The organism is Pseudonocardia xinjiangensis (assembly GCF_012911925.1).
Classification (GTDB): domain Bacteria; phylum Actinomycetota; class Actinomycetes; order Mycobacteriales; family Pseudonocardiaceae; genus Pseudonocardia; species Pseudonocardia xinjiangensis.
On the sequence record NZ_JAAXKY010000047.1, the window covers coordinates 19,145 to 46,010 of the forward strand.

Genomic DNA, 26,866 nt, shown 5'->3' on the forward strand with positions numbered 1-26,866 from the left:
GCGTGCCGGCGGCGAGCAGTCCATGACTGGCCTCACGTCGACCCCAGGCCTGGTGCTGCCGGCGGCCGCCTCCCGCTCGGCGGCCTACGCCGCGGTACGCGACCTGCTGCGCCGGCCCGATGCGCCGACCGCGCTTCTCTCGGCCACGGACCGAGCCGCCGTCGACGGGATCTGGGCGGCCCGGGACCTGGGCGTCGCGGTTCCCCGTGACCTCGCCGTCATCGGCATCGGCAACATCCCGAGGGCATGATGATCTCGCCGGCGCTCACCACCGCCGCGGGAGCCTCCGCCGTAGTTCACTCCCTCTGGCTTGATCCGCCCCGCGTCGAGCAGCCAGACAGGTCCGTCAGCGAGGGCGAGGTGAGTCACGATCCGGCAGCCGCCGAGGCGGCGCGCCACACGCCGGGCCGGCAGACGGCAGCAGTTGCTCCCGGTCGCCACATGATCGACGGTCGGTGCCCGTTCCTGGTTAGCCGCGCCCAGCCGTGCTCATCTCTTGATCAATCCACGTCTGCTCAAGACGTCGTTCGTTGTCGCGTGTGGACGGTGAGGTTCGCCTCCGGCAACGCGTTCCGGGTTGCGACGTCGTCGGTCACACCGTGCAGCTCGAAGGTCACTCCGCTCAGCGGGCGGAGCCGGACGAGATCAGCGGCGGGCACGGCATCGTGCACGACGAGCCGCTTCAGCGCGGGCAGCTCACCGAGCAACCGGACTTCCTCGACGCTGGGGATCCCGTTCACGATCAGCGTGTCCAGTCCCGTAAACCGCTCGATCCCTCGCAAGGAACGGTTTGTTGCGCGGCCGTCGAGGACGAGCTCGGTCAGCGGCAGGTCCGATGGCAGCACGCCCAGCCCGCGGTGGAGTGCGGGATGTCGGATCGACAGCCGCCGTAGCGGCGCGCCCGCGAGCGTCGAAAGCTCAGGAGCGCGCAGGCCGGCGAAGCGGCCGATCGTATGCAGGTGCAAGTCCTCGACACCGAGTCTGGCCAGCGCCGAGAAATCCCGCAGCCCGCTGTAGCCAGAGATCCGCAGGGTCCGTAGTTCCAGGCAGCCTTCGAGTCCCGTCAGGTCCTTGGCGACCTCGTTGGAGCGGATCTCCAGATGCCGCAACCGCGGGATCTTCGCGAGCGGGCGCACGTGGTCCCTGCCGCTGAGCGCGAAGTCGCCGATCAGCCGCACCGCGGTCAGTTTTTGGAGATGCGGCAGCCGGGCCAGCACATCCCAGCGGTGCACCTCCAGCACACGCTCCCCGAAGTCGACACGGGACAGTAAAGTGCGCGCGTATTTCTCCGAGTAGTCGAACTGGCGCCAGGCCCGGAGAAGTTCGTCGATCACCGCCCCGCGGTCGGTGTCGGTGAACGCTTCAATCTTGTCCCACGCCTCCTCGCCGCCGGTCATCGCGAGGGTGCGGATCACGTACGCGGCGACCCCGCCCCGGTCCACCCTTCTCTCGTCCGCGTACTTGCCGACCTCGATGGGCCCGGGCAGCAGATCCGCGACGAACGTGCCGGCCCTGGCCAGCATCTCCGCGTCCTGGAAGGAACGCGGCGGGATGAGCCGACGGACGGCCTCGAGCACATCGGTCCGCACCCGCTCCGGGTCGATCACGTCGACGTAGCCGAGTGACGCGGCGGCGAGCAGTTCCAGCCGGTGTGAGGTCTCCGAGTTCCTCGGCGTCACCCGGCTTGCCCGGTCGAGCATGCCCCGGAGCAGCTCACCGGCCTCGCGCGCCCGCGCCTGCGCGGCGGCCATGAACACCACCTCGTTGAGCGAGTCGTCGTGCGCGTGGTCGATGAGATAGCGCAGCTCGCCGGCCTTGACGAGTTCACCCGCTGCGAGGAAGTCTCGGAAGGTCCGGTGAACGAATTCGATCTGGCCGTCGCGCTCGCGCAGCAGGCCGGTGCGTTCGAGCATGTGCCGCAGCACCTGCTCGGGCGCCAGCTCCCGGGCCTCCGGCCGCAGCCCGGACATCGCGCGGCCGAAGCGCCGGGTCGCCGTCTCGGTCCCGACCAGCAGTTCCGCGTTGCGGATCATCGGGGCCGCGAAGCGCTCCAGCAGGATGATCTTCTCCCGCGTGGACATCCGTAGCTCGTCCTCGACTTCGATGTTCCGCTGCACGTCCCACTGTCCCAGCAGCAGCTCCAGCGCCTTGTCCAGCAGCTCCTTGCGGCTCTGCGGCAGGTACATGTTCTCCTTGCGGTACAGGGCGCACAGCAGCGAGCACAGCAATGGGCTGGACACCAGGCCGCGCACGTCCGGCCGGGTGGCGAGGCTCTGCACGAGGCGCCGCTCGCAGCGACTGAGCCAGGCGCGCAGCTCCGGATCGGACTCCAGCTCCTGTGCGGCCTTGTACCAGTGGCCGATGAGGTTCTCCAGACCGTTCCTACTCAGGGGAAGCAGCTCGAAGCGGGCGAAGGAGGCGTCGGGCCACTCGTCGGGGACCGCGGACGGGCGGGTGCTGATCACGTACCGCGCCGACGGATAGGCCCGGACGAGGTTCGTCACCCAGGCCCGGACCTCTTCGCGCTTCTCCAGCAGGAGCTCGTCGACGCCGTCGACCAGGATCACCGCGCGGCCCGAGCGCAGCACCGAGCTCACCCAGTGGTCCGGTTTCTCCCCCGCCAGCGGCCGGGCCGTGACGGCGACCAGCTCCTCGGGGTCGGGCAGCTGCCGGTTGCTGAACTGGCGGAGCGACACGAGGAACGGGATGTCGTCGCGCCACGGACCTTCACGGCGGTCGCGAACCGAGACCGCCGCGGTGTGCGCGAGCCAGTGCAGGAACGTCGTCTTGCCGGCGCCTGCACCGCCGAGCAGCAGGACCCGGCGCTCGGTGCCGATCGCGTCCGCGCTGTCCGTGCCCGCACCGGTCAGTTCGGGTCCGTCGACCGAACGCTGCCGCCGCGCGATCGACGGCGTGGTGTAGAAGTCGTCGAACGTGCGGAGCGCGCGGGATCGGCCCATGCTGACCTGGAACAGCTCGAACTTCGCGTGGTCATCGGCGACGTACTGGACGTACACCCGCTCGAACCGGGCTGCCTGGTCGTCCGGCCGGCGTACGAGGTTGTTGACCTGGGTGGTGACGTCGCCGACCCGCTCGGCCGTTTCGGCGTGCAGGTTCCGCATCACCACGTCGATCCGCAGCGCCTGCTCCGCGATGCGGTGGCAGGTCTCCCGCAGCAGCCGGTCGTGCACCTCGCGGCCCGACCGGTCGAGACCGGCCGAGCGCAGCACCGGGCGCCCGGCGGTGCCGACGTGGTCGCAGAGCGCGTCCACGTTGACGAGCACGTGCGGCATCGTGGTCAGCTGATCGATCCTTGCGGCGCGGAGGGAGTCGGCCACCGCGGCCTGCGCCGCCGCCCACTCGTTGTCCGGCAGCCCGCCGAACTCGATCCGCCGCATCTCGGCGAGGCGGGGCGCGACCTCGTCCAGAACACGCTCGGGGTTCGCGAGTGCGTGTTCGCGTCCGACCTCGATAAGCCGGTCGCCCGCCCGCTCCACGCCCCACTCGTGCAGGGCGGCGAAGGTGGCACTGAGTGCCGCGAGCAATGCGGAGGAAATCGGATCCACCCTGCGGCTCCCCTGGGTCCAGCCGAAAATCCAGTTTCACCACCGTATCCAACTCAGGGTGCCGCACTGGCAGCCCTCGGCAACCAGACCGTCCAGCGCACAGGCGCTGCGCCAACGATCGTCTCGTCGGACTGCGTAGAAGCCAGCTTGGCGTCCTTGTCCGGGTCTGTGCGGTCCTTCGGCTACGCCGTCGGCGCAGAGCGGCAGGGGGCACTGGGCGCAGGTCGGGCTCACCCCGCGTCGGGGCCCGGCTCGTCCGTGCGCAGTCGCAGTCGCCCCGCTGCGGCGTCGAATCCGCCCGCATCGCCCCGCTGCTCGGGCTGCCCACCTCGACCGTGCACGCGGTCCTGACCCGCCACCGACTGGCCCGCCTGGCTGGCTGGACCACCCCACCGGCACCCTGATCCGCCGCTACGAACGTGCCCGCCTCGGCGAACTCGTGCACGTGGATGTGAAGAAACTCGGCCGGCTCCGCGACGGCGGCGGCTGGCGCGTCCACGGCCGCGACAGCCACGAACGCCGCCGCTCCCGCTACGGGCCCCGGGTGCTGATCGGATCACCGGGACTGGCACCGACCATCTGGGCTCTGGGCGGACATCAGAACCACGATCGCTGCGCGGGGGCGTCGGGGCTACCCCGGGGAGCACGGGACGACGCTGCAGGCCCGCCTCTGAAATACATTCCCGTACCCGCGTTGGAGGCACCTGTCATGCGCGCATTCGTCGGCCTCGAGCCCCTGCCCTCGCACGTTCAGCAGTCTGCAGGTCTTGACTTCCGGCGGAGCGAATCGGCAACCGGTCGACACCGCTGCCGTCGGTGGAACGTGGCCGTGGTGGTGCACCGTTGGCGGTGGTGTGCCGGCGCAGGAGTCTCAGAGCGTGGACAGTCCGGAGCGGGAGTGACGGCGGCGTGGTCGGGCCGTCCCGTTGCGACGGCGATGTGGACGCCTGACGTGTCCGGAGCCTTCGACGGCAAGCCAGCCGGCGGTCGCTTGTCCTTCAAGGGTCTTGTGGCAGGCGAACAGCGGTGCGTTCGGGGAGCGGAACCCGCAGGATCGGCGCAAGTGCCGCGAAGTTACGCGAACTTCTCGGACGGGAATCGACCGAGGAGCTGGTCGACCCGTAACGGGCACTCCGCGGAGGCCAGTGGCGGCACCAACGTGCGCAAGATCGTTGGGCGCAGGGCCGGACTTCGGGCAGGGCACCAACCTGCGCAAGATCTGCGGGTGGCGACGCCACCGGTCCCCGGCCGGCCCTCGGCGATCCGGCTGCGGAACGCCTGATCGTCAACCACCACCGGTTCGTGCTGCCCAACGGGACGCGGGACATGGCATCGCCCGCGTGGACGAGCCCGGCGCGCTCGCCGAGTGGGCGTGGCGACGGTCGAGGGATGCCCCGAGCCGTTCTTCGGCTGGGAGCTCGAGACCGGCGGTATCGTGTGCGCGTCCTCGCAGGCAACTGACGTGGGGCGACCGACGAGGGCTGCAACGGCCGCTCCGGTGGGTGTGTGGTCGCGGTCGACGGTTGGCGGACCGCACGATCGATGGGAGCGAGGATGCCGCGGGTGTCACCGTCGAAGCCGGCCGGCCGGGCCACCGCAACGGTCCTCTCGACCCTGCGCGCAGCCATCCTGAGCGGTGACCTTGGCCCCGGCGAGCAGATCCGGCAACAGCTGTGGGCCGACCGCACCGGTGTCAGCCGGCCACCGCTGCGCGAGGCGCTCGAGATCCTCACCAACGAGGGCCTGCTCGTGCACGGGCTCAACCAGGGCTACTTCGTCGCGAAGTTCAACCGCGACGAGATGGAGCAGCTCTACACGATGCGCCTGCTGCTGGAGCGCGAGGCGCTCGAGGAGATCGAGTGGCCGAGCGAGGCCCAGCTCGCGGAGCTGGAGAACGTCGCCGACGACATCGAGCAGCACGCTCGCTCCGGGCGTCCCGACATCGCCCTCCAGGAGCTCGCCGAGTTCTACCTCGGGATCTACGAGCTGTCTCCCAAGAAGCTGATCGTCGAAGAGGTCAAGCGGCTGTGGGTGCGCACGGCTGCCTACCGCTCGCTGAGCGTCGACGTCAGCAGTGACCCGGGTCGATCGGGCCAGCGGCTGCACGTGATCGTGGACGTCCTGCGGGCCAAGGACCTTCCCCGGCTGCGGGAGCTGCTGCTGCGACCGACGCTGCGCGGGCGGTCCGGGGTGGCCGTGGGGAGCCACGTCATGCCGTCCGGGCCCGGCCGTCGCGCCGCCGGATAGCGCGCGTCCCTCCTGGCAGAAAGCCGCCGTCGGCACGGCGTCTATTGACACCACCCATCAGTGGCTTCACGATTGAAGACACTGCCGCCCACCATTCCACCACGGAGCGCCGGCAGGCGTTCGGCTCGATCTCGCGCGACGACGCCCTCTGACCAGGTGTGACTTCGCGTGCTCTGGCGGCGATCACGGTCGTGAACCGTTCTTGCGGAGGAACTCGATGCTGAGCCATGCCGACAACGAAACGATCTGCCGCGTGGGCAGGGGCACGCCCATGGGCGACCTGATGCGCGAGTACTGGGTGCCGTTCGCTCTCGCGAAAGAGCTGGAGCCGGACTGCGACCCGGTGCGGATCATGTTGCTGGGCGAGCGGTTCCTGGCGATCCGGACGACGTCCGGCACCCCCGTGCTGATGGACGAGACGTGCCCGCACCGCGGCGCGTCGATGTGGTACGCGCGCAACGAGAACGAAGGGATCCGCTGCGTCTACCACGGCTGGAAGTTCGACGGGACCGGCGCGTGCGTCGACATGCCGAACGAGCCGGTGGGCAGCAACTTCAAGGACAAGGTGCGGCTGCCCACCTACCCGGTCACGGAGGCAGGCGGCCTGGTGTGGGCCTACATCGGGTCCCGCCACACCCCGCCCCCGATGCCGTCTTTCGAGTGGTTCGACAACCCGGACGGCACGAGTGCGTCATGGGCGTTCCAGCGCGAGTGCAACTGGCTGCAGGCGCTCGAGGGCGACATCGACACCAGCCACTTCGGGTTCCTGCACGTCGGCCACGCCGATCCCGAGGACGCTCCGGAGGGGTCGTTCCTCCGGTACACCATCGAGGACCGCGCCCCGCGGTACAAGGTGCTCGACACCGAGTTCGGAGCGACGTACGGCGCGTACCGCCCGGCGGGCTCGGAGGACAGCCTGTACTGGCGCTTCGCGCACTTCCTGTTCCCCTTCTACACGATGGTCCCGACCGGTGTGCTCGGCACGAAGTCGCAGCTGCGTGCGTGGGTGCCGATGGACGACACGCACACCATGGCGTTCCACTCCGCCCCGGCCGCGCGGCGCTACACGGCGCCGGCGTCGCAGAAGGTCGGGATCACCGAGCGGGAGGCCACGGCGACCGAGTTCCTTCCCAACACCTCGGACTGGTTCGGCCGCTTCCGGATCACCGCGCGCGTGGAGAACGACCACCTCATCGACCGCGCGCTGCAGCGCAGCGGCGAGAGCTACACCGGTCTTGCCGGGGTGAACGTCGAGGACCAGGCCATCACCGAGAGCATGGGCCCGATCTTCGACCGCACCCGCGAGCACCTCGGCAGCTCGGACATCATGGTCATCCGGGTGCGTCGCCGGCTGCTCGCGGCGGCTCGCGCGCTCGCAGCGGAGGGCACCGTCCCGCCCGCGGTCGACGCCCCCGCGGTCTACCAGCAGCGTTCCGGGGGGATCGTGCTGCCGGCCGACGCCGACTGGATGGAGGCGACCGCGGAGCTGCGCAAGGCGGGCGTCGAGCACCCCGAACTCGACCCCGCACTGGCCGGCGGGGCGTGAGATGCCGGAGACCACCACGGCACCCTCACTCGACGACCTGCTCCGGATCCCCTACGTCCTCGACGTCCAGGCGGTGGAGGTCGCGCCGGGGGAGTGGGCCTGCCGGGTCGGCTACGACGAGCTGCCCGGCTGTGTCGCGGAAGGGCGCACCCCGTTCGACGCGCTGACCCGCCTCGAGCGGTTGCGCGTCGAGATGGTCACCGAGCTGTACGAGCAGGGCAAGCCGGTCCCGGCGCCGCGCGCGCCGTTGCGCGTGTAGACGCCAGCGCCCACCTGTTCCGACGATCCGGCCCGCCGCTGCGGTGCCCGGCGTGCCGCGCCACGCCCTGGATCCGGTCCGAGAGAAAGGCTCCGACAATGCTGTCAGCCGAAGACAACGAGATCCTGACCCGCGTCGGGCCGGGAACGATCATGGGCAATCTCCTGCGGCGCTACTGGACGCCCGCGCTCCTGGCGAACGAAGTGCCGACGCCGGGGGGCGACCCCGTCCGGGTGCGCCTGCTCGGCGAGGATCTCGTCGCCTTCCGCGACCTGAACGGCCGGGTCGGGCTCATCCAGGAGAACTGCCCGCACCGCGGAACGTCGCTCTACTTCGGCCGGAACGAGGGGACGGCGCACGCGCCCTTGGTCGCCGGGGAGGGCCTCTGCGGACTCAGGTGTCCGTACCACGGCTGGCAGTTCGACGTCGACGGCAACTGCATCGACATGCCGTCCGAGCCGCCGACCAGCACCTTCAAGGATCGGGTCCGGGCGAAGGCGTACCCCGTGCACGAGTCCGGGGGGCTCATCTGGACCTACCTCGGTGCCCCGGACACCATGACGCCGTTCCGGGACTTCGGCACCGACTCGCTCCCCCCGGAGTACGTGTCGGCCGGGAAGACCTTCTCGCCGTGCAACTGGGTGCAGGCGATGGAGGGCAATCTCGACAGTGCACACATCTCGTGGCTGCACCAGTTCAACGCGATCGACGACATCCCCGACGACGGCAGCGACAAGCCGGGCTACCTGTCCGTCGACATGTCGTGGAAGATCTGGCGCCACGACCGCGCACCGCGGCTCGAGGTGCACGACACCTGGTACGGCTACCGGTACGCCGGCATCCGGACCACCCCGGGCGGTCACACCCACGTGCGGATCACCGGCTTCTGCGTCCCGTACATGACGGCGGTCGCGAGCATCCCGTTCCGGTCCCGGCTCTCGATGTTCGTGCCGATCGACGACGAGAACACGTGGCGGATCAACGCCGTCGCCCAGCCGCCGCGCAACCCCAACGGCTACGGCGGTGGGCACGAGCTCTTCGACGTCACGAACTACCCGTACGAGGCGCGCAAGTTCACCGGCATCCGCGGCCGGCGCTGGACGGCGGAGAACGAGTACGAGATGGACCGGGACGTCCAGCGGAACGAGACCTTCACCGGCATCCCGGACTTCAACAGCCAGGACCTCATGGCGACCGAGTCGATGGGCCCGATCTATGACCGGTCGCAGGAGCACCTCGGCACGACCGACCGGGCGGTGATCCGCATGCGCCGGATCCTGCTCGACGCGGCCAAGCGCCTCGCCGAGAACGGCGCGACCCCGCCCGCTCTGGCCGGCGTCGAGGGGCACGACTTCCGGACCTTCCGTTCCGCGGAGAAGATCCTCGAACCCGGTGAGGACTGGCGAATCCTCGGCACCGACGACGACCCGACGGTCCAGGAGGCGATGCTCGCCACCGGCGAGCAAACCTGACGCACTCCGGAAATCGGCGCTCGGTCAGCTCGCTGGCTCTTCTTCCGGCGGCCCCCGCTGCCACCCCACCCCTCGACCGCGGCCAATGCAGTCCGCGGCAACGCGAGGAGCACATTGTGTGCCGAATTCGTACCCGTACGCGCTCGATGATCTGGGTCCTCATTGCCTGCGTGGGAATACTGACAGCGGCGTGTGGCAGCCCCGCCGGTTCTGCGTCGGCGGGCCCGAGCAGCGCGACGCTCGACACGTCGCGTTCCTTCGGTGGTGACCCGGCGACCGAGGGCACCCCGACACCCGGTGGGGTCCTCCGATACGGCATGGACCGTGAGCCGGTGGCTCTGGATCCCGTCGTCCCCGGTTCCCAGGAGGCGATCTACGCGATCTACGACCCCCTGATGCGGGTGAACGACAAGCGCGAGCTCGTGCCCTACCTCGCGCAGTCCATGACGACGGCGGACAGGGGCAGGACCTGGATCCTGAAGCTCCGTCCGGGCGTGCAGTTCCAGGACGGGACACCGCTCGACGCGGATGCGGTCCTGTTCAACCTGAAGCGGCAGCAGGACACGGTCCGGTCGCCGGGCAACGTGTATGCCAAGCAGATCGCCTCGATGACGGCGGTCGACGACCTGACCGTCCAGCTCGTCCTGCAGGACCCGTTCGGGTCGTTCGCCAACGCGTTCGCGCTCCGGTCCAACGACGGGACGCTCGGTCTGATGGCCTCGCCCACCGCGGTCCGGAAGTGGGGCAACGAGTACGCGCGCCATCCGGTGGGAGCCGGTCCGTTCGAGTTCGTCGAGTGGCAGCCCGACTCCCGGATCGTGGTCAAGAAGTTCGCGAACTACTGGCAGAAGGACAAGGGCCTGCCCTACCTCGACGGCGTCGAGTTCCGACCGCTGCCGGACACCGACTCGGCGTACGCGTCTCTGGAGAACGGCGACATCGACATGCTGTTCGCCTCGTACCAGACGTTGTTGGTGCGGGCCTCGAAGAACCCCGACCTGGTCACCTACTACAACCCGGGCAACGGCGGGGAGTTCCTCTACTTCAACTTCACCAAGCCGCCGTTCAACGACCGGCGCATGCGCGAGGCGGTCCTGGCGGCGCTCAACCCGCAGGCCATGAGCGCGACCCTCTACCAGGGGTACATGGAACCCGCGCAGACGCCGTTCTCGCCGGACAGCCCCTACTTCAGCCGGGAGGCGGCCGACCAGTACCCGAAGTACGACCCGGATCGCGCGCGCCAGCTGATCGCCGACTACAAGGCCGGCGGCGGGGACCCCAACTTCACCCTGTCCTCGGCCAACAACCCGACGCGCGCGCAGTTCGCCGAGTTCGTCCAGGCCCAGTGGGCCGCGGTGGGCATCGACGTGAAGCTGAACCTGCAGGACCTAGCCACGTTCAGTTCCGCGGTGGTGCAGAGCGGGAACTTCCAGATGACGACCTGGGTGTCGGGATGGCCCGACCCCTTCCCGAACCTCCTGCAGCTCCTGCGTACCGGGGGCAGCGGGAACTACGGCGACTACTCGAACCCGCAGGTCGACTCCCTGCTCCTGGACGCGGTCAGCACCACCGACCAGGCGAAACGGGTCGAGGACTACAAGCAGGTGCAGCTCATCGCCGGCCAGGACCTCGCGATCGGGTGGTACAGCCGGGCCTCCACGGGGCTCCTGGCGACCAAGAACGTCAAGGGCGTCGTGCTGGACATCCCGACGGGCCCGCAGATGTGGGCGACCGCCTGGCTGTCGCACTAGCGGCGTGGTCCCGTGGCTGCGAGGGCGCGGCAGGCGCCCTCGCAGCCAGTGGCGGCCGGTGCGGGCCGCACATGAACGACAGAGTGGAGTGGACGACATCGACGACCTTCCGGCCGGTGTGCGCTGAGTCGGGGGCCGTTCTCGGGGGAGCGTTTCGACGATGCGAAATCGACTGGTGTGCATATCGGCAGCACTGGCGGCAGTCACGCTGATGGTGACCGGCGCCTGCGGGGCAGCTCCCGGCAACGGTCCGGCGGACCGTCCCGCGCTCACCGCCGTCAACCCGTATGGCGGGGATCGGGCGAGCGAAGGGCAGCCCGTGCGTGGCGGCACGTTGCGCGTCGCCATGGACCGCGATGCGGTCAGCTTCGACCCGGCCGTTCAGAACGCGAACCAGGCGGCGTCGGTTGTCTACGACTCGCTGATGCGGCTCACTCCGGAGGGGAAGACCGAGCCGTTCGTCGCGCGGTCGATGGAGAGTCCGGACAACGGGCTGACCTGGCGGATGGGTCTGCGTCCCGGGGTGCGGTTCCAGGACGGCACCGATCTCGACGCAAATGCGGTCGTGGTCAACGTGCAACGGCACATCGACCGGGTCGCGTCGCCGGCGCACCAGTTCGCCGAGCGCATCCGCTCGATGCGCGTCGTGGACCCGCTCACCGTCGAGTTCACGCTGATCGAGCCGATGGGGGAGTTCCCGACGGTGTTCGCGCTGAGCTACTCGGCCGGGACGCTGGGAATGCTGTTGTCACCGGCGGCCATCCAGAAGTACGGCGCGGACGTCGGCGCACACCCGGTCGGCGTCGGTCCCTTCCGGCTGGTCGACTGGGTGCGTGACTCGCACATCACCTTCGTCCGCAACGAGGACTACTGGCAGGCGGGGCTGCCCTACCTCGACGGCATCGAGTTCCGCCCGCTCCCGGACACCGACACCCGATTCGCCTCCATCGCCAACGGTGATGTCGACTACGTCTACGGCGGCTACTACCAGGAGCTGAGCCGAGCGCTCGGCAACCCGGACCTCAAGGTCTACTACGGGCCCGGTTCCGGAGGTGAGAGGCTCCAGTTCAACCACGCGGCCGCTCCGTTCGACGATCGGCGGATGCGAGAGGCGATCGTGCGGGCGATCGACCTGCGGGCGCTCTCGGTCAGCCAGTACGGCGGCCAGATGATCGCCGCCGACAGCCTGTTCGACCCGGCCAGCCCATATCACACGCAGGCGGCGTCGGAGGCGTGGCCGACGTTCGATCTCGACGAGGCACGCAGGCTCGTCGAGGCCTACCGAGCCGACGGCGGAAACCCCGACTTCACCTTCAAGACGACCACCACCCGGACGGCGTTCGCCGAGTTCATGCAGGCGCAGATGGCGGCGATCGGAATCGACATGCAGGTCAAGCAGTACGACCTCGCGCAGTTCTCGTCGGCGGTCGTGCAGGGCGGGGACTTCCAGCTGACGACCTACGTCGGCTCGATCGACACGCCCTACCCGGTCGTCGCGAACATGCTGCACTCGAACGGCAGCGCCAACTACGGCAAGTACTCCAATCCCAAGGTCGACCGGCTGCTCGACGAGGCGGCGGTGACCACCGACGAGGCCACGCGCACGCGGGACTACCAGCAGGTGGAGCTCCTGTCCGGGCGGGACCTGGCGGTGGCCTGGTACAGCCGGAACTACTCGTCCAACATCGCGCGCAAGGAGGTCAAAGGTGTCTACCGGTACATGACCTCCGGTGTCTGGTACGAGCGGGTCTGGCTGGACCGGCGGGGCTGATCGGGCCCGGGCGGGTGCTCATTGCGGTGATGGCCGCCGGGTCTCCGGTTGCTCGTTGCGGGTTTGGCCGCTGCGTTGGCCAACTTGTTGGGGGCCTCGACACGGTGCTGACCAGGAGACAACTGTCGTCCCATTCACCGTGGTTTCGGAGCAGCCCGTCGACGCGTTGGCAGCGCAGGTGCTCGCCGTATCGGGAGGCCGACGTCCGGACCGCACTCCCAGGGAAGGCCTTCTCCAGCGCGGAGACGACGACGTGGAGCCCGGTACCCCGCAGCTGTGCGAGATCGGCGAGCGCGGTGCTGATCTCGGTGTGCCACTTGATGAAGGCGGTGCGGCGGTCGGGGTACTCGGTTCATTTGTCGGCGAAGTTCTCACCCGGGTGTGCGGGATTCGAGACCCAGTAGCCAGTCCTGGGCTTGCGCGTAATGCGCTGCGCTGCACCAGGCATACCGACCACCACCTCTTCCGAGCCATAGCCATTATCCTGACAAGCCGCCGGTCAGACGGCCTTGAGCCGTCTCCGGTTGGCCGCCAGAACCTCGTCCGACAGCTCCGGGGCAGCGTCGGCGATGGCGCGGGAGAGGAGCACTGCGCCGATCATCTGACTGAACAGCGCGACTGCATGCTCCCGGGCTTCGGCAGGAGCGAGGTCGGTGCCTGACTCGCGGCCGCATTCGATCAGCATGTCCGCGATAGCTTCGAGGTAGCCGTTGAGTCCCCGGCGGTACTCGGCTTGAGCGGCGACTCCATGGCGGCCGGTGTCGGAGACGAAGGCGGCCGAGGCGCAACCGACCTCGGGGTGGTCGCGATGCTCGGCGTTGACGTACCGGTCGACCATGTCGTGCAGGGCTGCGCGGGCCGAGCCGGGGTGCGCTTTGCGGATGGCGTCGAGCGCTGCCAGCGATTCGGTGAAGCCCTGGTGGAGGACTTCGAGGGCGAGGGCGTCCTTGGAGGCGAAGTGGTTGTAGAAGCCGCCATGGGTCATGCCGGCCGACTTCATCAGCTGTTCGATGCCGAAGCCGTCGATGCCGCGCAGCCGAAATCCCTCGCCTGCTGCGGTGACGATCTTCTCGCGGTTGAGCCGCTTCTGCTCTTGTGTGATGCGGGGCACATTGATCACCTTTCCGGACAGGCGCATGCCTTACGCAGGCGAAGTCTAGCCAGTTTCGATGATGCCCACCATCAAATCGGGCACCCCGGCGACGCCGCGCTTGACAGCGGATGACAGCGACGGCAGCCTAACTATGATGTCGATCATCATCAAAGACTGCGAGGGAGCCGTCGTGAACTTCGGGACCATTGGAGCCGGGGTGGTCGCGCAGGCCATCGCCGGTCACCTCGTGGCGGCAGGCCACAAGGTGACCCTGAGCAACAGCCGCGGCCCGGACACGCTGCTCGACGTCGTGACTCGGCTGGGGCCGCTGGCGAGCGCGGCCACGGTCGAGGAGGCCGCCGCCGCAGACATGGTGTTCCTCGCCGTGATGTGGCCGCAGGTCGGCGACGCGCTGGCCGGGCTGCCACCGTGGGGCGGCCGCATCCTGGTGGACACGACCAATCAGCTACCGAGGCCGCCGATCACCGCGGACCTCGGGGTCGAGACGCCGAGTGAGTTCGTCGCGAGCCGGGCGCCGGGCGCGCACGTGGTCAAGGCCTTCAACACTCTCTACGCCCAGTACATCGCCGCTGACCCCCGGCACCCGGAGGGTCGACAGCTGCTGTTCTACGCCGGCGACGACACCGCCACCAAAGCCACCTTCCGAGATGTCGCCGAGAGTCTCGGCTTTGCGGCGGTCGACGCCGGGTCGCTACGCGAGGGCGGCCGGCTGATGCAGATCGGTGGCCCGCTCTCGGGCCTGCACGCCTTGAAGCAGGACTAACCCCGAAAGAAGGGGGGACCTCATGAAAGCACTCGCCTACGAGAAGGCACACGAGCTGACAGCCTTCGCCATCAACCTGGTCGAGGTCGCCGAGCCACAGTTGCGTGACGGTGACCTGCTGGTCGAGGTGCGTGCGATCGGTATCAACCCGGGCGAAGCCGCGATCCGGAAGACCCGCAGCGCCGAACCCGGCGGCCGGGTCATTCTCGGCTGGGAGTTCGCCGGAGTCGTCGTCGCGAACGGGCCCGCCGCCACCGGGTTTGCGATCGGGGACCGGGTGATGGGCACCGGCGACATCACCCGCGACGGTTGCTGGGCCGAGCGCGTTGCGGTCGACCACCGGGTTGTCGCCAAGATCGCCGACGAGCTCACGTTCACCGACGCCGCGTCCTTACCCATCGGCATCCTCACGGCCTGGGAAGCGCTCTTCCGCGACCAGCGCACTGTGCCGGCCGGCGTCGGAAGTGTTCTGGTCATCGGCGGGGCCGGCGGTGTGGGCTCGTCGGCCACGCAGCTACTGAAGGCGCGAACGTCCGCGTTCGTGATCAGCACGGCCTCGCGACCCGAGTCGCGGAAGTGGGCCACTGCGATGGGGGCCGACCTGGTCGTCGATCACCACGCCGACCTGGCCACGCAGCTGCGCGGAGCCGGGATCGACCAAGTCGATCTGGTGTTCTCCACCTCGGGCACCAGCGGCAACCTGGCGTCGATCGTCGAGGTGCTGCGGCCCTTCGGTCACCTGGCCTTCATCGACACCCCCGGCCCGTTGGACCTCGACGCGTTCATCGGGAAGTCGCTGTCGCTGCACAGCGAGATGGTGTTCAGCAAGATCACCGCTGGCGGCGACGCCGGTAGTCAGGGGCGAATTCTCGCCCGGGCGGCGGACGACGTGGCCGCGGGCCGCCTGCGGTCGATCGTCACGACCACGCTCGAGGGCCTGACCAGCGAGACCATGAGGACGGCGCACACGCTCGTCGAGACCGGCGGGACCATCGGCAAGACGGTGATCGCCCTCTGAGCCGTCGGCTCGCACCTCCTCGTCCCGACTGGCCAGGCGACGGCTCGAACTTCGATATCGACAGCGGGAGCAGAAACCCCGTTGAAGGAAGGACCACCCGACGTGACAAAGAATCTGCTCGACGGTGAGTACGTCCCCAGCTCCGATGCGACGACCCGCGACCAGGTCGAGCTCTACGAGCGCACCGACGGCCGCGAAGGCGCGACGATGCAAGGCAATCCCGTGATCGTGGTGACGATGCGCGGGGCGCGTTCAGGCAAGCTGCGCAAGGTCGCGTTGATGCGCATCGAGCGCGGCGGGGTCTACGCCATCGGCGCCTCCGCCGGTGGCCAGGCCCGTAACCCGGGTTGGTTCCACAACCTGGTGACCAACCCGACGGTGCAGTTGCAGGACGGCCCCGACCGCTCGCTGATGACTGCACGCGTCGCCGAAGGCGCCGAGCGAGAGAGCTGGCTCGCCTACGCCGACGAGCTCTACCCGTTCTTCGCGAGTATGCGTGACCGTGCCGCCGAGACCGGCAACCGCGAAGTCCCGTTGATCCTGCTCGAACCCACCGGGAACTGACCTCCCGGCAGGTTCAGGAGATGGCGACGACTGCTGTGTGGTTCGAGACGTTGGCGACGAGTACCCCGTGATTCATTCTCCCGCGCGGGTGATCCGACGGCGCGGGCTGCTCGTGACCTCGGCACGGCGGCAGGCACGCAGGACGTCTGGTCTAGTCGCCAGCGCAGCCCTCGCCGTCGCCGTCACGGTCCAGAGCAGCGCGATAGCCGGGGTCTCCCCGACGGATCGGAGCGGCGCCAGCTGCTCGTACCGGCGCCGGCTGAGGCGCGTCGGGATTGCCGTGTCGCCAGGTCGGGTGCTGGAGGCTCGTGCCTCCATGTGGACCTGGGCGGACGGTCGCTGACGTCACCCTGCTCGGACCGTTCTCCAGCGGCTTCCTCAACCCCGGTCGGCCCACGACTCATGTCGATGTCGAAGGGCTCGGATGGCTGACCATCAACCGGATGAGCCGGGCGGGCTTGACGTGCCCACCGCCGAAGCGTTCGCCCGCGGCGGTGACCCAGAGCACGTCCGGATCCCCGGCATCGATCGCTACCGAGGTGCTGGTCTCGACACCCTGGCTGGGTCCGGCGATGTCGGTACGCCGCCCGTCGGGGTCGAGCCGCAGCACGGTGTCGAACAGGTGCGTTGCCAAGTAGAGAGTGCCGTCGCCGTCGGCCGCGAGATCGTCGGCGACCAGGCGCTCGGCTAGTACCTCCAGGCCCGCCGAGTCGGTGGCAGCGACCGGGATGCGCAGCACCAGTGCACGCGCGGTGTTGGTCAGCAGGACATGGCCGCTGGTGACGACGATCCCATTGACGCCGGGGATACCGGCTGCCCCGGCCGGCGGGGTGAGGAGCTCGTGCTCGAGCCACGGCGCGGCCCTCGCCGAGTCGAGGTCGACCGCGAGCACGATGCCGAGCGCGGAGTCGGCGATCAGGAGGCGACGACCGGCCCGAGCCATTCCGTTACCGAAGCGGAGCAGAGGCAGCTCGCAGACGTGCTCCACCCGGCCGCGGCGCACCCGATCGAGGCGCCAGCCGGGCTCGCCCATGAACCCCGAGACCACCCAGGTCTCGTCGCCGGCCGTGACGATGCCGGTCGGCATAGCGGCGAGCTGGGCGAAGGTGTTGTGCCTGCCGTCGACCGTGACGTGGTCGATCCGGTGGTGGGAGGGCACCGTGACGAGCCAACCTCCGTCGGGGTGGGGCGCGAGGTTCTCCACGAACGTGCCCGGCTCCCATTCCGCGATCGTCTCGGCCGGCGCCGCGTCGAACGGCACGGGCTCGTGGTTCAACTGATCGTGCAGGCTGACGTTGCTCAACTCATTCTCCTGGAGTTGCGAGAAGTGCGGCCGGAATCATGTCGTCGGCGGCAAGCGGCGGGCCCAGCACGATCTGACCGTTCGCGGCGGCGGCCTTGCCCAGGACGGCCGGGGTGAGCGCCCAGCCAGCCGGCGTCGGCTGGGACCGGTTCCAGCCCGCGTCGCGGAAGAACCCCTCCATCCCGAGGGTGTGGCGATCGTGAGCATGTCGACGTTGTCGGAGGTAAAGCGGTACGCGTGGGGAATGCCGCGCGGCAGGAACGCGACGCCTCCGGAGGTGAGCTCACAACGGCGGTCGCCGATCCAGATCACGCCGCTTCCGCTCAGCATCACGACGATCTCGTCTTCATCGGGGTGCACGTGCACCGGGGAAGCCGTGCGGGTCGGTACGGTCGACCGGAAAATGCTCAGATGGCCGCCGGTATGCCGCGCGTCCAGCAGGACCTCTATAGTTCCACCATCGATCCACTTCAGTTGTTCATGATCGCCGGGCTGGGCGACGTAGGGAGAACTCATGGCGATCCTTCTGCTCCGATGGGCGGGACTTGAACAGTAGGTTCGGTACCCCTGCTCCCGGTATCCCAGAATTTGGGGATCTTCAAGATTGGATCGGATTGCCCGGGCGATGAGGTTGCAGGCAGATGTCGAGCGGATATGTCGACTCGATCTGGATTCGCGAACGCTGCGCTCCCGGGTGATGACCCGGCTGCATCAGGACGTCGCTTTCGACGCGTTCTGCTTCGGCACCATCGACCCGTGGACACTGCTGGTGACCGATGACGTGTCCGAGGGAATCCCGCCCGGCAACGCAGGACTCGCGTCCCACAATGAGTACTTCGTGGCCGATGTGGACAAGTACGCTGACCTGGCGCGGACCGGCCGAACCGTCGGGGTTCTCAGCCGCAGCGCCGGCGGTGACCCGAGTTCGAGCGCTCGGTTCCGCAGGCCGTCCTGCCGGTCATCGGGGCCCGGCACGAGTTGCGTGCGGTGTTCCTGGCGGACGGCGAGTGCTGGGGCGCGGTCTCGATGTTCCGGCGCGGCAATCGGGCCGACTTCACACACCGGGAGGCGGCCCTGGTCCGAGCGCTCTCGCGGCCGGTCGCAGCGGCGCTGCGCCGGGCCTGTGCCCACGCCGCACCGGTCCCGTTGTCCGGCCCAGCCGGGCCTGGTGTTCTGGTGCTCGACAGCGCGGGCCGCACATTCGTCGCGAACGAGGCGGCGCGGCACTGGATGGACGAGATCGGAACGCTGGCGCCGCACGAGGTGGCGACGGCAGCCCGAGCCGGCCGGGGTGAGGAGGCGTATCTGCGGGTGCGGTCCCGCACCGGGCGTTGGCTGTCGTTGTGGGGATCGCCTGTCGACGGTGACCCCCACGGTGGCGCTTCGATCGTCATCCAGCCGACCCCCGCCTCCGACATCACCGAGATGCTGATGCGCATGTACGGGCTCACGGTGCGGGAGCGGGAGGTCCTCGAGCAGGTGATCTCCGGTCGTTCCTCCAGGGAGATCGCCGGCGCGCTGACGATCTCACCCAACACCGTGCAGGACCATGTGAAATCCCTGTTCGCCAAGTTCGACGTGCGAAGCCGCGGGCAGCTGGTGGCGCGTGCCCTGGGATCCCGCTGCTGACTATCCATCCGCGTACGCCCTGGGGATGCCGGGTCACACCGCCCGCGGCGGGCGCCACCTGATCTGGGGCACGCCGGTGGACGTCAGCGACTCGTTCGCCGACGAGTACGTGCTCGCGGCCATCGAGCGCGGCCGCTGACGATCGCCGTGGGCAACAACGGCAACGAGAAGCCGGTCACACCATCGTCGGCCCGGACGAGCCGATCATGCTCCCGCCCGGAGCGAGCGGGTGGCTCCTGTGCGACCCGTTGCTGTGGAACCCCCCCGCTGCCGGTGCATCACCCACGCGGCTCGTGGGGGCCGAGCGAGACCCTGCGTCTCCCCGCCGAGCAGGGGTGGCGGTTACCCGACTTGTAGCGACCGGGTGCGTTGGCGTGAGCACGAACCGTGGGCCTGCCCACCACCACCCTCGACGCCTGAGGCGCCCCGCTCGCCCGAGTCGGCACGATCGCGACCCCGGCTCCCGCGCCGCTGGGCTTCCACGGCCAGTACCGGGTTGCACGAAGCGGTCGACGCATCGTTGCGGCCGCGCCGCAGAATGCGACGACTGGCGAGCGTGGAGCAGATGTGGAGCACGGTGTTGTGCGTTGTGCGGGGGAGCCCTGGGTGTGCCTGACATGCGCTGTGGTGCACCAGGCCGAGCAGCGGAATCTCGATATCCGCTGGTCAGAGGACTACTGCGACCGTACTGGGGGTCAAGGGGTCGCAGGTTCAAATCCTGTCGTCCCGACGGCATGATGTGCGGTTCCCTTTCGTCGGGGGAGCCGCCCATCAGCATTTCTACCTGCGGAAACGGCTGGGTAAAACGATCTTGCGTCAGACCGGTGGAGGGGCTGGGTGTTGCGGCCGCGACGGGGCGGATAGGGCGCGGTCAAGGGATCAGCCCTTCCCGGTCGGGTCGTGGTGCTGGTCGTTTGTTTGTGTGCGACGCCGAGCCGGAGTGCATGCCGTTGCCGTCTTCGGGCGGGTATCTGCCGTGTAGCCGGCCCGGCTGGGCGTGGTTTTGACTGAGCAAACCCGGAGCGAACGGCCTACGCGCACCGTCACTTCCCGGCACACAGCGGCATGAACGCGCACGTCAAACCGTCCACGCTGGCACGCGACGTCAGTAGCCAGGCGAAGGTATCCGCGTTCGGGACGAAGAGGTCCGCGTACCGGGCGCCGCGGGCTGCAGCGATGTACGTCCGAGTTGGAACCGGGGCCTCCACCGCATCCGTAGACTCCAGCGCGATGGCCGATACCTGGGACACCATTGCGGACTGGTATGCCGATCACGTCGATCGAGGGTCCGCGATGCACCAGTTCGCCCGTGCCGTGCTGGTTGATGTCTTGCCCATGGACATGAGCGGGCAGCGAGTGCTCGACCTGGGTTGCGGCGAAGGCCTGATCACACGCGCGGCCGCGAGCCGGGGTGCTGAGGTGGTGGGGGTGGATCCGACGGTCCGCCTCATCGAACGGGCTCGCGCGATCGAAGCGACGGGCGCCACCGGCGCGACATATCGCGTGGACGACGGATGCACCCTGGCCACCGTCGCCGACGACTGGGCGGACTGGGTGACCGCTGGCCTCTCGCTCAACAACGTCCCCGATCTCAATGCCGCCATCGCCTCGATTCGGCGCGCACTGGTTCCCGGGGGTCAACTAGCCTTCACCGTGCCCCATCCGTGCTTCGAGGCTCCTCACGCGCGCTGGGTCGGAGCCGAGCGAGTGATCGGAAGCTACTCCACCGAGGGATTCTGGCGCTCCGCCAATCCACACGGCGTGCGCCGTGCCGGCAACCACCACCGGATGATCTCGCACTACCTCAACGCCCTCATCGCTCATGACTTCACCCTGACCATGGTCGCCGAGCCGCTGGCGCACCCCCTCGTCATCGCCGAGCAACCCCAGCGAGCCGCACTCCCGCCTTTCCTCCTCGTGCGAGCCAGCTGGTCGCCGGGCTGAGGTCGTCATCGACCGGGGGCTGGTGCGGCATCCCGTCGACCTCCCTGAGGGCTACGCGCTGCGCCAGGTCGACGGGATGCAACACGGGCCCCGTGGTGGTGAGGTGCGCGCCGGGGTCGGGCCGTTCGTCAAACGTTCGTCAGGACGTCCACCGGCAGAGCAAAACGACGAGAACCACCGGCGAGTGTTCGCGCAGCTCACATGAGGTCTCGCCGCGCACTCGCAGGTAGGCGCCGTGTCCCGATTCGTTCACCCGCTACGTCTGGCGCCGCGAGGCCGATAGCGCCTGGTCGGACGCCCGCGAATCTGCGCTGTCGCCAGCGGGGGGAGCAGCTTGTCAGGATCGCAGCGGAGCGCGGTGTGATTGCCGAGGGCTTCTGGCTGGTGGCCGGTCGTGGCCGCGAGTGTGGATTCCCATGCCGCCACCGAGAGCCGGTCCGGAGATACCGATCGTGGGGCCCGCGCCGGTGGGGAGCGACCTGCCGTACTTGTCCAGCAACGAGTGAATGTCGTACAGCCCGGCCCCAGCGCCGACGGTCACCACATTGTCCGCATAGCTGATGCCGTTCAGCGGACCGACGTCGACGACCAGCGCGTTCTCGACGGTGGAGGCGCCGAACGATTGCCCCCCGCTCTTGGGGACGCAGGCCAGCGCGTTGTCACGGGCGAACCGGATCGACGCGCGCACGTCGTCTGCGGTGGTGGCCCGCGCCACGCCGACCGGCTGGATCGATTCGAACCTCGGGTTGAACAACTGGGCTGCGGCATATCCGGCCTCCCCCGGCCGGTGGAGCGGGCCCTTGAGGCGGCGCCGGAACTCGTTCCAGTCAAGCTTCGTAGTAGCGGGACGCGATTCACCAAGCCCCTCGCTCGCGGCCGCCCACGTTGCCTCGAAAGATGTTTCCCACGATGGTCGTGGTCATGGATTGTCTGAATTGCACCCCTAATTCACGCGGTGAGGCAGCCGAGCCGCGAGGATTTTCTATGAATGGCCACGAAATTTTCGATGGCTGGGTCGAGCTGGTCGGCGGAGGCGCTGCTGATTTGAGCGGCCGGACGTGTGGACATGTGGTAGGACGGTGTCGTGAACGATGTCGATGAGGAGCGCGCCCGACTTGTCTCCTTCATCTGGAACTCGTTCATTCCTCACGTATTGTACTCACTGGTCAGTTTCGGCGTCGTCGATCTGTTGGCCGACGGGGCGGCGCCTGCCGATCAGCTCGCCGAGATCAGCCGGAGCGTGGCACTGTCGTTGCACGTACTGGGAATCGCCGGGCACGGCCGAATAGCTGATGTGGGTGGCGGCAGTGGAGCCCTGCTTGCCGGTGTGCTCGCCGCGAACCCGCAGACGCTCGGGCTGCTCTACGACACCGATTCCGGGTTGTGCGAAGCCGAGGCAACGCTCACCGAAGCCGGGGTCCGGGACCGCTGCGAGATCGTGTCTGGTGACTTCTTCGAATCGGTGCCCGGTGGCTGCGACGCTAACCTGCTCAAGCACATCGTCCACGACTGGGACGACGAACGGGCCGCCACGGTACTGACCCGGTGCCGGGAGTCGAAGACGGCCGACGCGAGGCTGTACCTGATCGAGTCGGTGGTACCCACCGATCCCGCCGCTTTCGACATTGCCATGCTGGTGCGGGATCTGAACATGCTGATCGAATTGCCGGGCAGGGCACGCACGCAAGCGGAGTTCGCCGAACTGCTCGCCATATCCGGCCTGCGATCAGCCATTTCTTGACCGACGACAGCCAGGACGACAGGCGGCCCGTGGGGCGGTGAAAAGTGCGTCCCGTGCTCGTCACGTCTGCTACCGAAAACAACCCCCCGATGACGACGGAGTACCAACGGATGATTAGTAGGAAACTTGTTCTTTCGGCGATGTCCGTGATCACGATGGCCGGTTCGGTCGTGCTGATTCAGGGCTGCGCGAGCGGATCAGCGGCGACAGCACCGAGCCCCGATCACAGCGAGGCCCTCACGACCTATCCCCAGCTTGTCACCGCGTTGAGCCACAGTGAGGACGTCGCCATTGCGGTCTCCTTTCCGAAGTGCACTGCAGCCGACACCGGGGCCCCCGGGCCGGCGGTCTCCGGCGGCCTCCATATCAACGGATTTCAAATTTCTCAGGACAATGTCGCATTCTCGGACGTGCACCAGACGCTGGATCCGCAGAGTCATCCGGTCACCGAGTACATCCGCTACAAGGTGACTGCGGACAGTGCCGTGACGGTCAGCACAACGACGCTGGCGGCCGACTCCCACGTGCTCCGGTCGACCAGCTTCCGGTGTCCGATGAACAGTGGAGCATCCTTCACCGGGCACGACGGCTGACCGCAACGCGACAGGTCGTCAGGTACGGCGCGGTCGGCGCGGTCGGCAGTCCCGTCACGGGTCTGGGCGGGCCGCGCCGTGCGGGATGCGGTGCTCCCGGTGGGGCCCGCCGGGAGCAGGTCATGGCGCCGCGCCGGGCGGTGCCGCGCCGACCTCGCCGGAGATCGGCAGCCGGTAGAAGATGGCGAACGCGGCGATCACGGCCACGCCGAGCACCGGTAGCAGCGCGCCCAGCAGCGTCCCGACGCCGATCCAGGCAAGCGCGAGCTGGAACCGCCTGGCGATCGCTCGCACCCCATCGGCATCGATGGTGTCGGCGAGCGGCCGGTGAACCCGACGGACGTACCTAGAAGGATTCAGTATGACCAAGTGTCCAGAAACGCTGTTCCGTGAGTACGTAAGCGTTCCACTTTCGTCTTTGATCTTCGATCTAAGGACCCTTTGACGATCCGTAAGGTCCGGGCGGAGCTTGACGATTGGTCAAGTCCGGGCAGACCTGGATGATCAGTCGCCTGTCCATCGACCTGCGCTCGAGACCACTTCCCCCCTCGTGTGATCAGCGTTGACGGTGGCGAAGCCCCGAGCGTGGATGGTCAGCCGGTCCAGTTCGGCTCGGACTGTGAGGGGCGTGCTGACGTCAGCACTCCTGCTGCAACGGTTGACCGGGCGGTCACCGCTGCAGGAACCCGGCGTCCACCGGCAGCGACACCCCGGTGACGTAGCGGGCCTCGTCGGAGGCGAGCCAGGCGATCGCGTTCGAGACGTCCACCGGCTCGACCATCTCCACCGGCAGCGCGTTCTGCAGGCTGAACGACCCGTCCGCGTCCGACAGCACCTGCGCCACGAACTCGTTGACGATCATCGGCGTGTTCACGCCCGTCGGGTGCACCGAGTTCACGCGGATGAAGTGCGGGGCCAGCTCGGTGGCCAGGGTCCGCATGAGGCCGACCAGGCCGTGCTTGGCCGACGCGTAGTGCGCCATCCTGCTCATGCCCTTCAGCCCGAAGGTCGAGCTGGTGATGAGGATGGAGCCGCCGTTGCCGGCCTGGATCATCGTCGGCACCGCCGCCTTCACGGTCTTCCACACCCCGGTGAGGTTGACCGCGATCAGCTCCTCCCATTCGTCCTCGGTGATCGACCAGGTGTTCTCCACGATCCCGGCGATACCCGCGTTGGCACACACCACGTCCAAGCGGCCGAACTCGCGCACTCCCCCGTCGACCAGGGCCTGCACGGCAGCCGAGTCCCGCACGTCCGCCTCACCCGCCACGATCCCGCGGCCGAGCTTCTCCACGAGCTTCACCGTCTCCGCGAGGTCCTCCGGCGTGGCCATCGGGTAAGGCACGGTGTCGAGCTGACGGCACACGTCGAACGCGATGATGTCCGCGCCCTCCTGCGCCAGCCGCACCGCGTGCGACCGGCCCTGCCCCCGCGCCGCGCCGGAGACCATAGCGACCTTGCCTTCGAGCCGTCCTGCCATCGTGATCTCCTCGTCGTCCTGGTCAGAGGCGAAGTTCCGGCCGCCTCGTTTCCGGCATAACAGGCGCCAGCAGTGCGATATAGCGATTTCACTCGGAATGTCACATGGAGGCTCGACCGGATCAGGAGAATCACGACCGGTCGAGCATGGGGATAAATCATGACTAACACGCGGATGACCCGGAAGCAAGGTCGCGCCGCGACGGACCGCCGACCCACCGGTCGTGCGTTCATCACAGGCCCCATATGTCCGGCGGTCAACGGGGCAGACAGGCTATGTAACGGCAGAAACATCCAACAAGGACGGAAGCAGCCTACGTCCCGGAAAGGGACAGCGAACGCACTCGACGAAAAGCTTCAGGTAACCCGGAGATCGCCGAACCCTGCCCCCAGGCGTGCTCGCTGCCGCGCCGGCCCTCGACGTAGGTGCGGACCAGGATCGCCAGCGCGACCTCGGCGAAGTCGACGCCGATTAGCTCGCATCGGGGACGACCTATCCAACTTGCTCGAGAACTGGGGCGTGAGATCTTCGCCGCGGTGTGACCGTCGACGGTCACGAGAGCTGATCGCCGAGCGCTCGGTCGACGTCTCGTACCACCTTCCACCGTCACCGGGAACAGGTGGCCGCGGGCCCTTACGTGCGCAAGCGGTCGAAGGCGACGGGAAGGTGTGCCGGGCCCCGGAGGGCGGCGTTGTCCCGGTAGGAGGGAGGCTCGGTGAGCAACCGGGGAGCTTGAAGGCGGCGCGCCAGCGCGGCAAGGGCGACCTGTGCCTCCATCCGGGCGAGCGGAGCACCGACGCAGTAGTGGCCGCCACCGCCGAATCCGAAGTGGACGTTGTCGGTGCGGTCGGGCACGAAGGAGTCGGCGGCCGGGAATCGGCGGGGGTCGCGACTGCCGGAGGCGAGCAACAGCACTACGGTGGCCGCCGCCGGCACTGTGGTGCCGGCGATCTGGATGTCGGCCAGGGTGGTGCGGGTGCGGTACTGCACCGGCGGGTCGTAACGCAGGATCTCCTCAACCATCGTCAGCGCCAGCGCGGGGTCGTCCCGGAGGCGGTCGAGCACGTCGGGGTGGCGCAGGAGGGTGAGCATTCCGTTGGTGACGAGGTTGACGGTGGTCTCGTGCCCTGCAATGAGCAGCAGCGCCATCGTGCTCAGCAGCTCCTGATCGCTCATTCGATCATCGGGGTCGGTTTCGGAGAGCAGAGCGGACAGCAGATCGTCGGCTGGTCGAGCCCGGCGGACTTCCACCAGCTCGGCGAAGTAGTCGCGCATCTGCTGAGCGGCCTGTCCGGCCTGCTGGATCTCCGACTCCGTCATCCCCGCCGCCGGGTCGAGGCTACGGATCAGCGCCGAGGACCAGCCGTGGAAACGGCGCTCGTCCTCCCTGGGCACGCCGAGCAGCTCGCAGATGACGGCGACCGGGAGCGGATAGGCCAGATCACCCACGACGTCGAGCTCACCGAGGTCGCTCCGGGCGTCGATCAGCCCGTCGACGAGCTGGACGATGCGTTGGTGCATGCCGCCGATCCGGGTCGGGGTGAAGTGGCGCATCACGAGACGCCGCAGGCGGTCGTGTTCGGGCGGGTCGAGGAAGATGAACGCCGGGTTGCGGGGTTCCCCACCCGAGTTCAGACGTCCGGAGGCCGCCAGCGCACCGGCGCCTCTGGCACTCTTGCGCTCGTCGGAGCTGATCCGAGGGTCGTGCAGGAGCCGACTGATCTCGGCATAGGTGCTCACCACGTAGCTGCCGTCGTCCTGGACGGTGACCGGCTGCTCCCGCAGCTGCGCGTAGAGCGGGTAAGGGTTCGGGCGGCTGGCGGGGTCGAGGATCTGCTCGAACAGCCGGCCCGGGGCGGTTGCCGTGGCGGTGGTGGACTGTGCAGAGATCATGGTGGTCTCTTCCGAGTGTCTGTGTCGATCGGGTCGTGGTGGAGGGCGCCGCGGAGCGGCGGATTGCGCGGACGGGTCCACGTGCGAGGCCGTCAGCGCAGAGGCGTCGGCCCAGGTGGGATGCGCGGGTCGGCGCCGGCGGGGCTGATGGCGGTTGCCGGAGCGCTGGGGCCAGGACCCGTGGGGGTGGCGTTGGGGCTGTGGGTGGACTG

The 26,866-nt window shown here is 68.6% G+C and carries 23 protein-coding genes and 1 pseudogene; 15 read left to right on the top strand and 9 right to left on the bottom strand.

Annotation, left to right across the window (positions count from 1 at the left end):
* Positions 1-22: 22 nt before the first annotated feature.
* A complete protein-coding gene (locus HF577_RS16015) occupies positions 23-250 on the top strand; it encodes a substrate-binding domain-containing protein (protein ID WP_169396658.1) in 228 nt (75 codons plus the stop codon).
* Positions 251-515: 265 nt separating this feature from the next.
* Here the strand turns inward: HF577_RS16015 and HF577_RS16020 are convergent, their stop codons facing one another.
* Positions 516-3,566: an NACHT domain-containing protein gene (locus HF577_RS16020; protein WP_169396659.1), complete on the bottom strand. Its 3,051-nt coding sequence runs from the start codon at positions 3,564-3,566 to the stop codon at positions 516-518.
* 293 nt (positions 3,567-3,859) lie between these two features.
* On the opposite strand from HF577_RS16020, the pseudogene HF577_RS38400 reads away from it, so the two are divergent.
* The 7 genes and pseudogenes from HF577_RS38400 to HF577_RS16055 form a co-directional block, all read left to right on the top strand.
* Positions 3,860-4,071 (top strand): annotated as a pseudogene (locus HF577_RS38400) (IS481 family transposase); the annotation flags it as partial.
* A 1,058-nt stretch (positions 4,072-5,129) separates the two neighbouring features.
* On the top strand, positions 5,130-5,813 hold the full coding sequence (locus HF577_RS16030) for a GntR family transcriptional regulator (RefSeq protein ID WP_169396660.1): 684 nt from the start codon (positions 5,130-5,132) through the stop codon (positions 5,811-5,813).
* A 253-nt stretch (positions 5,814-6,066) separates the two neighbouring features.
* A complete protein-coding gene (locus HF577_RS16035) occupies positions 6,067-7,359 on the top strand; it encodes a Rieske 2Fe-2S domain-containing protein (protein ID WP_211174356.1) in 1,293 nt (430 codons plus the stop codon).
* Position 7,360: 1 nt separating this feature from the next.
* The gene (locus HF577_RS16040) at positions 7,361-7,618 is read left to right on the top strand and encodes a type II toxin-antitoxin system HicB family antitoxin (protein WP_169396662.1); all 258 of its coding nucleotides are present in this window, start codon (positions 7,361-7,363) and stop codon (positions 7,616-7,618) included.
* A 98-nt stretch (positions 7,619-7,716) separates the two neighbouring features.
* Complete coding sequence (locus HF577_RS16045) at positions 7,717-9,090, top strand: Rieske 2Fe-2S domain-containing protein (protein WP_169396663.1); 1,374 nt, start codon at positions 7,717-7,719, stop codon at positions 9,088-9,090.
* A 332-nt stretch (positions 9,091-9,422) separates the two neighbouring features.
* Entirely contained in the window at positions 9,423-10,841 is a 1,419-nt protein-coding gene (locus HF577_RS16050; RefSeq protein ID WP_312859164.1) for an ABC transporter substrate-binding protein, read from the top strand.
* Positions 10,842-11,001: 160 nt separating this feature from the next.
* Positions 11,002-12,612 carry an ABC transporter substrate-binding protein gene (locus tag HF577_RS16055; protein WP_169396665.1) on the top strand — a complete coding sequence of 537 codons (1,611 nt, stop codon included), beginning with the start codon at positions 11,002-11,004 and terminating at the stop codon, positions 12,610-12,612.
* Positions 12,613-13,111: 499 nt separating this feature from the next.
* Here the strand turns inward: HF577_RS16055 and HF577_RS16060 are convergent, their stop codons facing one another.
* Positions 13,112-13,750, bottom strand: coding sequence for a TetR/AcrR family transcriptional regulator (locus tag HF577_RS16060; RefSeq protein WP_211174357.1), 639 nt, complete (start codon positions 13,748-13,750; stop codon positions 13,112-13,114).
* Between the two features lie 31 nt (positions 13,751-13,781).
* On the opposite strand from HF577_RS16060, the gene HF577_RS16065 reads away from it, so the two are divergent.
* The 3 genes from HF577_RS16065 (at position 13,782) to HF577_RS16075 (ending at position 16,071) form a co-directional block, all read left to right on the top strand.
* Entirely contained in the window at positions 13,782-14,489 is a 708-nt protein-coding gene (locus HF577_RS16065; RefSeq protein WP_246266433.1) for an NADPH-dependent F420 reductase, read from the top strand.
* Between the two features lie 22 nt (positions 14,490-14,511).
* Positions 14,512-15,507, top strand: a complete 996-nt coding sequence (locus HF577_RS16070) for a zinc-binding alcohol dehydrogenase family protein (protein WP_169396666.1) — start codon at positions 14,512-14,514, stop codon at positions 15,505-15,507.
* An 81-nt stretch (positions 15,508-15,588) separates the two neighbouring features.
* Positions 15,589-16,071, top strand: a complete 483-nt coding sequence (locus HF577_RS16075) for a nitroreductase/quinone reductase family protein (protein WP_211174358.1) — start codon at positions 15,589-15,591, stop codon at positions 16,069-16,071.
* A 151-nt stretch (positions 16,072-16,222) separates the two neighbouring features.
* Here HF577_RS16075 and HF577_RS38405 read toward each other — a convergent pair whose 3' ends face one another.
* From HF577_RS38405 to HF577_RS16090, 3 genes are read right to left on the bottom strand one after another with little or no spacing between them, the layout of a single operon-like run.
* Positions 16,223-16,468: an excalibur calcium-binding domain-containing protein gene (locus tag HF577_RS38405; RefSeq protein ID WP_312859165.1), complete on the bottom strand. Its 246-nt coding sequence runs from the start codon at positions 16,466-16,468 to the stop codon at positions 16,223-16,225.
* 3 nt (positions 16,469-16,471) lie between these two features.
* Positions 16,472-17,374, bottom strand: a complete 903-nt coding sequence (locus tag HF577_RS16085) for an SMP-30/gluconolactonase/LRE family protein (RefSeq protein WP_169396667.1) — start codon at positions 17,372-17,374, stop codon at positions 16,472-16,474.
* A 36-nt stretch (positions 17,375-17,410) separates the two neighbouring features.
* Complete coding sequence (locus tag HF577_RS16090; RefSeq protein WP_169396668.1) at positions 17,411-17,890, bottom strand: cupin domain-containing protein; 480 nt, start codon at positions 17,888-17,890, stop codon at positions 17,411-17,413.
* Between the two features lie 660 nt (positions 17,891-18,550).
* On the opposite strand from HF577_RS16090, the gene HF577_RS39735 reads away from it, so the two are divergent.
* A complete protein-coding gene (locus tag HF577_RS39735) occupies positions 18,551-19,003 on the top strand; it encodes a helix-turn-helix transcriptional regulator (RefSeq protein WP_211174359.1) in 453 nt (150 codons plus the stop codon).
* Positions 19,004-20,233: 1,230 nt separating this feature from the next.
* Positions 20,234-20,947, top strand: coding sequence for a class I SAM-dependent methyltransferase (locus tag HF577_RS16100; protein WP_169396670.1), 714 nt, complete (start codon positions 20,234-20,236; stop codon positions 20,945-20,947).
* Positions 20,948-21,284: 337 nt separating this feature from the next.
* On the opposite strand, the gene HF577_RS16105 is transcribed toward HF577_RS16100, so the two are convergent.
* Complete coding sequence (locus tag HF577_RS16105) at positions 21,285-21,662, bottom strand: FAD-binding protein (RefSeq protein ID WP_211174360.1); 378 nt, start codon at positions 21,660-21,662, stop codon at positions 21,285-21,287.
* 369 nt (positions 21,663-22,031) lie between these two features.
* On the opposite strand from HF577_RS16105, the gene HF577_RS16110 reads away from it, so the two are divergent.
* Both HF577_RS16110 and HF577_RS16115 read left to right on the top strand, forming a co-directional pair.
* The gene (locus HF577_RS16110) at positions 22,032-22,688 is read left to right on the top strand and encodes a methyltransferase (RefSeq protein ID WP_169396672.1); all 657 of its coding nucleotides are present in this window, start codon (positions 22,032-22,034) and stop codon (positions 22,686-22,688) included.
* A gap of 140 nt (positions 22,689-22,828) precedes the next feature.
* Positions 22,829-23,281 carry a VirK family protein gene (locus HF577_RS16115; protein WP_169396673.1) on the top strand — a complete coding sequence of 151 codons (453 nt, stop codon included), beginning with the start codon at positions 22,829-22,831 and terminating at the stop codon, positions 23,279-23,281.
* A 120-nt stretch (positions 23,282-23,401) separates the two neighbouring features.
* On the opposite strand, the gene HF577_RS16120 is transcribed toward HF577_RS16115, so the two are convergent.
* From HF577_RS16120 to HF577_RS16130, 3 genes are all read right to left on the bottom strand, one after another.
* Positions 23,402-23,575, bottom strand: coding sequence for a hypothetical protein (locus tag HF577_RS16120; protein ID WP_169396674.1), 174 nt, complete (start codon positions 23,573-23,575; stop codon positions 23,402-23,404).
* A 376-nt stretch (positions 23,576-23,951) separates the two neighbouring features.
* Entirely contained in the window at positions 23,952-24,761 is an 810-nt protein-coding gene (locus HF577_RS16125; RefSeq protein ID WP_169396675.1) for a mycofactocin-coupled SDR family oxidoreductase, read from the bottom strand.
* Between the two features lie 633 nt (positions 24,762-25,394).
* Positions 25,395-26,654 (bottom strand): cytochrome P450, encoded by a 1,260-nt coding sequence (locus tag HF577_RS16130; protein ID WP_169396676.1) that lies wholly within the window; start codon positions 26,652-26,654, stop codon positions 25,395-25,397.
* Positions 26,655-26,866 lie beyond the last annotated feature (212 nt).